This window comes from Aquibium sp. ELW1220 (assembly GCF_030398385.1).
GTDB lineage: Bacteria > Pseudomonadota > Alphaproteobacteria > Rhizobiales > Rhizobiaceae > Aquibium.
Window position 1 is genome coordinate 19,596 of the sequence record NZ_JAOAOQ010000056.1, and the last position, 9,860, is coordinate 29,455.

The following is a 9,860-nucleotide window of genomic DNA, read 5'->3' on the forward strand; positions in this document are numbered from 1 at the left end:
AACCCCGGCCCTGCGGTCCAGGAATGCCCGCGCCTTCTTGCGAGGCTCGCCCCTTCATGCGATGGACCCGGCACGACTGGCCCAATCGCGACGGGAACACGGCATGAGCGAGGGAAAGAACGGGCTCACCTATGCGCAGGCCGGTGTCGACATCGATGCCGGGAACGCCATGGTGGAGCTGATCAAGCCGCTGGTGCGCCAGACGCGCCGGCCGGGCGCCGACGGCGAGATCGGCGGCTTCGGCGGATTGTTCGACCTCAAGGCGGCGGGCTTCACCGATCCGGTGCTGGTGGCCGCCAATGACGGGGTGGGAACCAAGGTCAAGATCGCCATCGAATCGGGCATCCACGACACGGTCGGCATCGACCTCGTGGCGATGTGCGTCAACGATCTCGTGGTGCAGGGCGCCGAGCCGCTGTTCTTCCTCGACTATTTCGCGACCGGCAAGCTCGACCCGCAGCAGGGCGCGGCGATCGTGAAGGGCATCGCGCAGGGCTGCGTGATGGCCGGATGCGCGCTGATCGGCGGCGAGACGGCGGAGATGCCCGGCCTCTACGGCAAGGGCGACTACGATCTGGCCGGCTTTGCCGTGGGCGCGGCCGAGCGCGGGCAGATGCTGCCCACCGACGACATCGTCGAGGGCGACGTGATTCTGGGCCTCGCCTCGTCGGGCGTGCATTCGAACGGCTTCTCGCTGGTGCGGCGCATCGTCGAGAAGACGGGTCTTTCCTGGAGCGACGAGGCCCCCTTCGCGCCCGGCAAATCGCTGGCCGAAGCGCTGCTCGAACCGACCCGCATCTACGTCAAGCCGCTGCTCCAGGCGATTCGCAACACACACGGCATCAAGGCGCTCGCCCACATTACCGGCGGCGGCTTTCCCGACAACATTCCGCGCGTGCTCACCGAGGACTGGGCGGCCGAGATCGACCTCGAGGCGATCGACGCGCCGCCGGTGTTCGGCTGGCTGCAGAAGGCCGGCGGCGTGGCCGATCTGGAGATGCTGCGCACCTTCAACTGCGGCGTCGGCATGATTGCGGTAGTGGCCGCCGGCCAGGCCGCGCAGGTGGCGGCCGTGCTGACGGAAGCCGGCGAGGCGGTGACGCCGATCGGCCGCATCTGCCCGCGCCGCGATGCGGGCGTCATCTACCGGGGGACGATCGACCTATGAGCTCAAGAAAACGCGTCGCCATCCTGATTTCGGGCCGCGGCTCGAACATGGAGGCGCTGATCGCGGCGGCCGCCGGTGACGACTACCCGGCCGAGATCGTCGGCGTGATCGCCAACACGCCGAAGGCGCGAGGGCTGGAATCGGCGCGCATGCGCGGCATTCCCACCCGCATGGTGCCGCAGCGCGACTATCCCGACCGCGCCGCGCATGACGAGGCGATCGGGGCGGTGCTGGAGGAACTGGGCGCCGAGATGGTCTGCCTTGCGGGCTACATGCGGCTGCTGACGCCTGCCTTCGTGGAGCGCTGGGCGGGCCGGATGATCAACATCCACCCTTCCCTGCTGCCGGCCTTCCCCGGCCTCGACACGCACGGCCGTGCGCTGGCCACCGGCGTGCGCGTTCACGGCGCGACCGTGCATTTCGTCACCGAGACGATGGACGAGGGTCCGATCGTCGCGCAGGCCGCAGTTCCCGTGCTGGCCACGGACACGGCCGACGCGCTCGGCGCCCGCGTGCTGAAGGCCGAGCACAGGCTCTATGCTCTTGCGCTCGCCATGGTCGCGCGCGGCGAAGCCCGCGTGGAAGACGGCCGGACCGTGTTTTCGGCCACCAGCGACTGGGGCGCGGAAGATGCGCTGTACTCGCCGGCTCCGGATGCCCCGGCCCCGGCCGAGGCGCTGGACCTGGAACGGCTGGCGCGGTTCACGCCGTAGGCCGAACCGCCGACTGCGGCGCACCGGTTGCCGCGACGCTGCCGATCGAGGCCAGCGCGGTCTTCTGGACGGACGTTTCCGGGACGAGGGATTGCAACTCGGGCACGTGGACCGATGCGCCGGCCAGCTCGATCCGGATGGTCGCGCCCGTCCGCCGTCCTTCGCAGGCCGTCACCCGCCAGCCATTGGCGGCGGCCGTCTCTCTGACCACCGCGAGCCCCAGACCGCTTCCCTCGGCCGCCGAGCGGTCGCGCTCCAGCCGATGCCCGCGGTGCAGCGCTTCCTCGAACACCGTGCCGCTCAACCCGGGACCCGTGTCGTGGATTTCCACGCGATGGCCCGTCCCGTGGCGCCGCAGGCCGATGACGACCCGTCCTTGCCGCGTGTACTTGATCGCGTTGGAGACGAGATTGGCGGCGATGCGCATGAGCGGATAGGACGCCACGCCGGCGTCGGGCGCGGCGAGCACCAGCCGGAGTTCAAGACCCTTGGCCTGCGCCTCCGGGGCGAACATGTCGGCAATGCCGCGCAGAACGTCGTGGATGCCGGGCTCTCCCGGCTCCTTGCCGTGCGCCTGCGCAGCCGGTTCGGCCTCCCCGCCGAGCGGGGACGGACGATCGGCACCGCCCGCATCGCCATCGTCCACCAGCCGCTCGGCGACCAGCCGTTCCATGTAGTCGAGCGCCGATTCGATCTGCGCGGCATCCGCATTCGCGGCCCGATCCGTGAACATCTGCCGGATGGAAAGCCGCAGGGCGTGCATCGGCTGGCGAAGATCATGAGCGGTGTCCATCGCATTCTCGGCCCGCCGACGCTCCAGCGCCTGCGCCAGCGCATAGCGCTCCTCCAGCAGCGCCAGACGCTCGCCCAGCGCGAGATTGCGCCGCGCCTGGCCAAGGCTTTCCTCCAGGGCCTGCCGTCGCGACTGGCGCAACTGGTTGAATCGGTCGACGATCGCGAGGCCCATCATCATGGCCTCGAAGACGAGCGCGACGCGGACCGCGTCGTAAAGGTTGAACCGCTCCGTCTCGATGCCGAAGGTGTGGCGGGCGGTGAAAAGGGTCGAAGGGATGACGGTCGCCAGCCAGCCGAGGACGTAGAAGCGCACTTCGCGGAAGCGCCGGCGCGCCGCGACGAGGCCGGCGACGAGCAGCGTCATCGTGGTGATGGAGATCATGATGACCAGCAGCTGCTTCAGCAATTGCGGGTCGATAGCCCAGAGCACGATGTCCAGAACGACAACCGACGCGACCACCGCCAGCAGGACGCGATGCATGATCGGATGGTGGATCGACGTCTGCAGGATGGCGATGGCGAACAGGCCGCCGAAGACCATGACGCCCGATCCCACCGCGACCGAAGCCATCGAGTTGAAGGCGGGCCAGTGCGGCCAGATGTACTGGAACGTGGTGCCGTCGGCATGCGCGACATAGAGGAAGACCGAGAAGAGATAGGCCGCATAGGCGGCGAAGACCATCTGCCGGAACATCACCAGCGCCAGGACGGCCGCGGCGATGAGGATGCCCATCATCCCGTAGAAGACATAGTTCTTCGCAGCGTTCAGCCGGGCCTGGACAGCGAAGCTCTCGGGGGTTTCCACCGACATCGAGAGCCGTGACGCCCCCTGAGAATAGTAGGCCACGAGAAGTGTCGCCGCCTCGCCGGGCGCAAGCGCGAAGGGGGCGACCATCTGGGGATAGTCGACCGGACGCGCGCCGAACGGGCTTTGCGTGTCGAGATCGAGGAGCGTGGCGACGTCACCGCCGACACCGATCCGGTAGATGGCGATCTGCTGCGTGAAGTTGGCGTGGACGAAGAACAGCCAGTCGTTCGTGCCGCCGGTTCCGTTCGACACGTCCAGGCGCAACCAGATCCGCGCCGGCGTGTATCCGAAGTCGGGCACGGGGCCGGGCAGCGGCTGCATGGCGACGGAGGAAGGTCCGGCGAAGTCGTCGACCCTGAGCGCCCAGTCACGATCGAGCACATAATCGAAATGATGCGCCAGCATATCAATGTCCGCAGGACCTGATAAGATGAGCGGACCCCGATTGGCGGCATCGGCTGGCGCGGCGAGGAGCGTCATGAACACCAGCAGGAGAAGCGGAAACAGGTCGGGCATGAAGCCCCACCTGCACGGATCCGGAACGCTCCGGTGAGAAGGAGTGTCCTGATTGCAGACGACCATGCGTTCGTCTCCTGGGGGCTCGCCAAAGCCCTCTCGGCTCTCGATGACGTCGATATTGTCGGCTCGGTCACAAACGGGATCGACGCGATCGTCGACATCCGCAAGAAGAAGCCGCATTGCGCAATCCTCGACTACAATATGCCGGGCGCGAACGGACTGGAAGTCTTCCTGGAGTGCAAGCGCTGGTCTCCGCAGACCCGCTTCGTCCTGCTCACCGGCTCGGTTTCGGCCCCGACGATCATCAAGCTCGTCGAGGCCGGAATCCACGGCGTGTCGCTGAAGGACGGTTCGGAGACCGACATCGTCGACATCGTCCGCCAGGTCCTCGCGGGCCGGACGGCGATCGGCGCCAGCGCGCGGCGCCTGATCGAGACGCCGGGGCAGAACCTGCCGGTCACGGATCGCGAACTCGCCGTCCTGCAGGCGATCGCGCGCGGCCACACCAATGCCAGTGCCGCGGAGGTGCTCGGCGTCAGTCCCAAGACCGTCGACAGCCACCGCACGAGCCTGATGCGGAAATTCGCGGTCAACTCCACGGCCGCCCTCCTGCTATCCGCCGTGCGCGCCGGCCTTCTCGACCCCGCCAGCATCCGCTGACGCGCGCGCCAGCCATCATCCGCATGCCGCAGCGTCAATTCAGGTGATCGCCTGATAGGCCGACGCCTCGCTTTCCGCTGAATTGATCCCTGTCGAACAGTTGCTTCGACACGGCGCAGGGCCCGCCCCGGCCGATGCGGAAACAAGGATCAGTGGAGATGGAAATGGTGGGAACTTTCGTGAACCGCGGGGCCCTCGCTGCGGGCGTCGTCACCCTGGCGCTGCTTGCGGGCGCCATCGGGCTTGCCGGTCCGACAGCGCAGGACTGCCTGTCCGCCGCAGCGGCACAACCGGAGGGCCAGGTCGAGCCCGTTCGCGCCAGGGTGCGGCCCGCCTATGCCATGCGTGCCGGCGGCGCTGCCGTCGACGGCGCCGCGCACCCCCGCGCCAGGAGCCGGCCCGTGAGCGCGACCTCCGGCCGGCCGCTGGCGGCGGCAGACGCGCAGCTCCCGCGAAAGATCCGTCCGGCGCCGGGATCGGCGAAGACCGCACTGCCGGCCGGCGCGCCCTACGCCTGCGCCTGAGGGGACGACGAGCCCGCCGGGGCAGGTTCACCCGCCGCGACGGCGGACGGCCGGACCGGCCCCGCCCGCAGGCATCTGCCCGAACGATCCGACCGATGCGCCCTGGGGAGGACCCGGGAGGGCGGCGCGGTCGGCGGACGGCGCGGCCAGCTTCGATCATCGTCTTTCCAGGGAGGAACCCATGGATCACACTGCCCTCATCGCCTATTCCGGCGCGCTTGCGGCCCTGACGGCTGCGCCCGGACCGGTCGTCGCGGTGCTCGTCGCCCGCTCGCTCGGCCGGGATTCGAAGGGAGCGGTCGCCTTTGCCGCCGGGCTCTGCCTCGGCGACGTGCTGGCCGTCTGCATCGTGGCGCTCGGCGTCGGCGTGTGGGCCGAGGGGCGGCCGGATCTCTTCTCGGCGGCGAAGTATCTCGGCGTCGCCTACCTGATCTGGCTGTCAGTCCGGATGTGGAACGACGCGTCCGGCCTCGCCGCCGCCGGGGAGCGGCGGAAGGGCTGGCTGGCATCGGGCTGCGCCGGCGTCGCGCTCTGCCTCGGCAACCCGTCGACGCTGCTGATCTACATCCTGCTCCTGCCGACGGTAGCGCCGACCGGCATCGGCGACCTGCCGCAGCTGACCCTGCTCGTGCTGGTGACGCTCGTCTCCGTCGGCGCCGTCTTCTTCGGGACGATCGTGCTGGCGCGGCAGGTCGACCGGCTCTTCGCATCGCCCGCCGCCTCCAGCCGGTTCAGCCGGATCTCGGCGGCGATGATCGCGCTGACCTCCGTCTGGGTGCTGGCCTCCTGATCGTGGCCCGCGGCCTTCCCGGGGCTTGATCCGCCGGCCGGTTTCGACCGACACTGCCCGTGCCGCCGCCGGGGTGGCATGGGGACCGACGACATGGCGCATCGCTGCGATCACACGCTGCACAGGACGATCCACCACCATGGCTGGAACAACGCCAACCCGCCGGCGATCCGCATCGCGCCGGGGCAGACGGTGGAATTCGACACGATCGACGCGTCCGGCGGCCAGATCGGCCCGGTGTCGGGGGTGGAGGCGGTGCGCAAGCTCGATTTCGCCCTGGTGAATCCGGTGACCGGACCGGTCTACATCGACGGCGCCGAGCCGGGCGACGCGATCCGGGTCAAGATCCTCGGCTTCAAGCCGAGCGGCTGGGGCTGGACGGCCAACATCCCGGGCTTCGGCCTGCTCACCGACCAGTTTCCCGATCCGGCGCTGCATCTGTGGAGCTATGCCACCACCTCGATGGGTCCCGCCGCCTTCGGGCCGGGCGGGCGGGTGCCGCTGAAACCCTTTCCCGGCACGATCGGGCTCGCGCCCGCAGCGCACGGCACGCATTCCATCGTGCCGCCGCGGCGGGTGGGCGGCAATCTCGACGTGCGCGACATTTCCGAGGGCGTGGAACTGTGGCTGCCGGTGGAGGTGGCGGGCGGGCTTTTCTCGGTCGGCGACATGCACGCCGCGCAGGGCGACGGCGAGATCTGCGGCACGGCGATCGAGAGCCCGATGTCGGTGGCGATCTCCTTCGACCTCGAAAAGCGCGCCAACCTGAAATACCCCCGCTTCCGCACCCCCGGCCCGGTGACCCGCCACCTCGACGCCAAGGGCTACGACGCCACCATGGGCATCGGCCCCGACCTGATGACCGCCGCCCGCGAAGCCGTGTCGCAGATGGTCGACCTCCTGTCGCGCCGCACCGGCATGGCGGCCGTCGACGCCTACATGCTCTGCAGCGTCGCCGGCGACCTGCGCATCAGCGAGATCGTGGATCAGCCGAACTGGGTGGTATCGTTCTATTTTCCGCGGGTGGTGCTGGAGTGAGGGAGATGGGGAGGGGCGACGGATTTGCGCCGAATGCCAATTGCTCGAACCGCTTCGACACCTACCGCTAAGCGGTCGCGCTTCGGGCAAGAGTTGGATTGCTGTAGTGGGGTGGGTACCTGCCCGACCGCTATTGGGCTGGGCTGCCGAGAAAGCGGCCATTCTTGTGAGCGTGCCGCATCGACGGCAACGCGCCCATTATAGGGCATTACCGCTAAGCGGATCGGCTCTTAAAACCAGACGTCACGAAAGCCGAGTCCTGCAATTTGGAAGCTGTTCTCAGCTGACGCTATTTGTCTTTCTGAGCGGCGATAAACGCCTCGAAGGAGTTTTCGGCAGAGTCGAAATCTATCGAAAACATTGCCTTCATCTGGGCTGTCTCCAACTTGTCCCTAACAGCGTTCCAGTCATCGCTCCAGATTCGATTTAGATCGCCTTCCAATTTGTCGAAAGCCGCGCGCATCGCACGGCGTGAATCTCTGCCGTTGTCTCGCCAGAGCGCGAAGTGATAAGGTGTCGGAAACCCATATCGCATCAGCTGCGGCAAAAAGCCGACCATCGGCGGCATGGGGCTACCAGTCTCGGCAGCTAACCTCTGCGCGACCTGGCTCAAAACGCCGCACAAGTATCCCAGGTCTGGAGCCACGCGCAGCGCGAAACGACGGGCGCGTTTTGCCTTTCTATCGGGCTTGGTCGGTCGTTTCACGTTCTGCTCGTTAGCCGCCACGAACGATGCAATTTTGTTGTCCATCTCGACGAGCGTATTGCCTTCGAACCACGACCCCACGGCAATTTCCGTGCCGGCGAGAGCAATTTTGCGAGCGGTCGTGTCATCCGTTTGCGTGGTTACTGCCCTCCCGAACACACGGATCATGGAGTCCGGGCGTAAGAAGGAGTCCATTTCTTCATCGTCCGGATCGAGTAACCTCAGCAGCCAAGACATCCAGGTCAGCGCGTCCACGGCCTCGTGCGGCGCGCCTTCGTATGCCTTTGCCAACCTGGCTATAAATTGCGGTGTCGCCCCCGTGCGGGCTGCAAGTTCGTCTTGCCAAGGCAAGGCCTTTTCGGCAGCGCTTTCGGCAAGCGCTTTCGTTAGACTGGCTTTTCGTTGCGTAAGCCAAGCATTGGCCTTCGCCAGATCGGCTTGTTTTCGTCTAAAGAACCCAAAGGTCCGGCGCGTAAGAGTCTCGAAAGTTTCCACCCCTTCGCGCTCGTCGCCGAGCGAGATCGCCAATCTCCGCAACAGATACCTTGCGTCCCCTCCGGTGACGCCCTCCGTTTCTACGATGTCGAAGAGCAGTGTGAGCGGATCGGATATGGGTAGACACTGGTCGCCTTCGGTGAAAACCATGGCTATGTCGGTATCGTCGGAAACTTGCTTCGTGACCGCGTCGCACCAAGTCGGCGAGCTTGGGATAACGACAGAATATCCAGTAGCAGCCTGTCCCGCGCGTCCGGCTCTCCCTAAGGCGTTGAGAATTTCGTGCGGTTCCAATTGGGAGCGAGTTTTTTCCTCGGGATCCGTCTCGTCTAGCCTATCGGTAGATGCCAAAATCACGACATCGCACGGAAGATTGAGCCCCTGAGCCAGCGTAGAAGTTGCCGCCAAAATCTTGAGGCGACTGTCACGACGCCTGAATAGCGTCTCGACTAAGCGACGCTCGGATGTCAACAACTCTCCGTGGTGAACGGCAGCTATCTTAGTGCCTGCATCGTAAATAGCGTTCTCGGCACCGACCTCATCGACCGTTGTAGCGCGAAGAATTTCTTGGTTGTCGTCGCGCTCGGATGCAAAAGGATCGCTTCTTGCATTGATCGCCTTTGCCACGCTTCCGCAGCTTACGATGCTGTCGCAAAACACGATCACCTTCAGTCCGCTTTGTGCAAACTGTGCCGCGATGTGCGCCGCGACTTCGTATCTATTCGCTGTCAAATACGGACCGTATCTATTGTCGCCTCGCCCAAGCGCGATCGGAGCTATCGCCATCGGCCGCAGCAGAAGCCTGTCCGCCGCACCGGGATGCCAACCGCTGACGAGAGAAAAGAGTCCGTAGGGTATTGCCGCAGGGCTTTTGTTGGGAGGATTTGCCTTTAGTGATTGCCGCACAGCAGTGTACTCTTCCCTATCGTAAAGCACACAGCTGCGAAGCTGCCTGGTCGGCTTCCATTTGTCGTCGAATGGTGTAACTGGCCGACCCACTATCGACGCGAGCCATTGAGCTACTTCCGAACCGTTGCTGACCATCGCCGAAAGAAGGAGATAGTCTGCGTCTTTGTTGATCGCTTGGAAGGTCAACAAACAAAGCATCGCGTCGATGGCGCGGCGATCCACGCGGGTATGGAAGATATTCTCCGCTGGGTTCACGCCAAGCAGATGGAATTCGTCGAAGACCAGCAGACCCACATTCGTGAAGAGCTGCGGTGAAAAATTGAGCAGAGCAAAACATCGTTCCGGCGTTACGACAGCGATATCCGGCAACGCTTTTTGGACTTCATCAAGCGTAATGTCTTCGATGCTCTGGGCTTTTGCCAAGCCGACAACACGGTCGCTAAGGTCGTTCTCGACCTGACCCACAAGCGCGTGCGTGGGCGCTAGATATAGCACGGTTCTCCCAGACGACAACGTGGCGGCGATTTTGAGTGCGGCTAGCGTCGTTTTCCCGGAACCTGTCGGAGTTGTCATCACGAGTGACGCTCCTCGGCTAAGGTATCCGGTGGCAATCGCGGTCGTGTCGCGAAGGTGGTGGAAATTTGAAGGTGGCGTAATCTCCGGGTGAACGAAACCCACCCAACCGGCGGCTGACACCGCCAAGGAGATCACGCCATGACGAAGAATACAGACGTC

At 65.5% G+C, this 9,860-nt stretch carries 8 protein-coding genes; 6 read left to right on the top strand and 2 right to left on the bottom strand.

Features of this window, described 5'->3' with window-relative positions:
- Positions 1-103 precede the first annotated feature (103 nt).
- Positions 104-1,168 carry a phosphoribosylformylglycinamidine cyclo-ligase gene (gene purM, locus N1F91_RS28200; RefSeq protein ID WP_289997086.1) on the top strand — a complete coding sequence of 355 codons (1,065 nt, stop codon included), beginning with the start codon at positions 104-106 and terminating at the stop codon, positions 1,166-1,168.
- Positions 1,165-1,881, top strand: coding sequence for a phosphoribosylglycinamide formyltransferase (gene purN, locus N1F91_RS28205; RefSeq protein ID WP_289997087.1), 717 nt, complete (start codon positions 1,165-1,167; stop codon positions 1,879-1,881). Before purM ends, purN begins: the two co-directional genes overlap by 4 nt.
- Here the strand turns inward: purN and N1F91_RS28210 are convergent.
- Complete coding sequence (locus N1F91_RS28210; protein WP_289997089.1) at positions 1,871-4,000, bottom strand: sensor histidine kinase; 2,130 nt, start codon at positions 3,998-4,000, stop codon at positions 1,871-1,873. The two genes, purN and N1F91_RS28210, sit on opposite strands and share 11 nt — an antisense overlap.
- A gap of 33 nt (positions 4,001-4,033) precedes the next feature.
- Here N1F91_RS28210 and N1F91_RS28215 point away from each other — a divergent pair, with 33 nt between their 5' ends.
- From N1F91_RS28215 to N1F91_RS28230, 4 genes are all read left to right on the top strand, one after another.
- Positions 4,034-4,663: a response regulator transcription factor gene (locus N1F91_RS28215; RefSeq protein ID WP_289997090.1), complete on the top strand. Its 630-nt coding sequence runs from the start codon at positions 4,034-4,036 to the stop codon at positions 4,661-4,663.
- Positions 4,664-4,842: 179 nt separating this feature from the next.
- The gene (locus N1F91_RS28220; protein WP_289997091.1) at positions 4,843-5,187 is read left to right on the top strand and encodes a hypothetical protein; all 345 of its coding nucleotides are present in this window, start codon (positions 4,843-4,845) and stop codon (positions 5,185-5,187) included.
- A gap of 181 nt (positions 5,188-5,368) precedes the next feature.
- Entirely contained in the window at positions 5,369-5,977 is a 609-nt protein-coding gene (locus tag N1F91_RS28225; protein ID WP_289997093.1) for a LysE family translocator, read from the top strand.
- 93 nt (positions 5,978-6,070) lie between these two features.
- Complete coding sequence (locus tag N1F91_RS28230; protein ID WP_289997094.1) at positions 6,071-7,015, top strand: acetamidase/formamidase family protein; 945 nt, start codon at positions 6,071-6,073, stop codon at positions 7,013-7,015.
- A 289-nt stretch (positions 7,016-7,304) separates the two neighbouring features.
- Here the strand turns inward: N1F91_RS28230 and N1F91_RS28235 are convergent.
- Positions 7,305-9,860 (bottom strand): DEAD/DEAH box helicase (locus N1F91_RS28235; protein WP_289997095.1); only part of this gene is annotated, 2,556 nt, incomplete at its 5' end.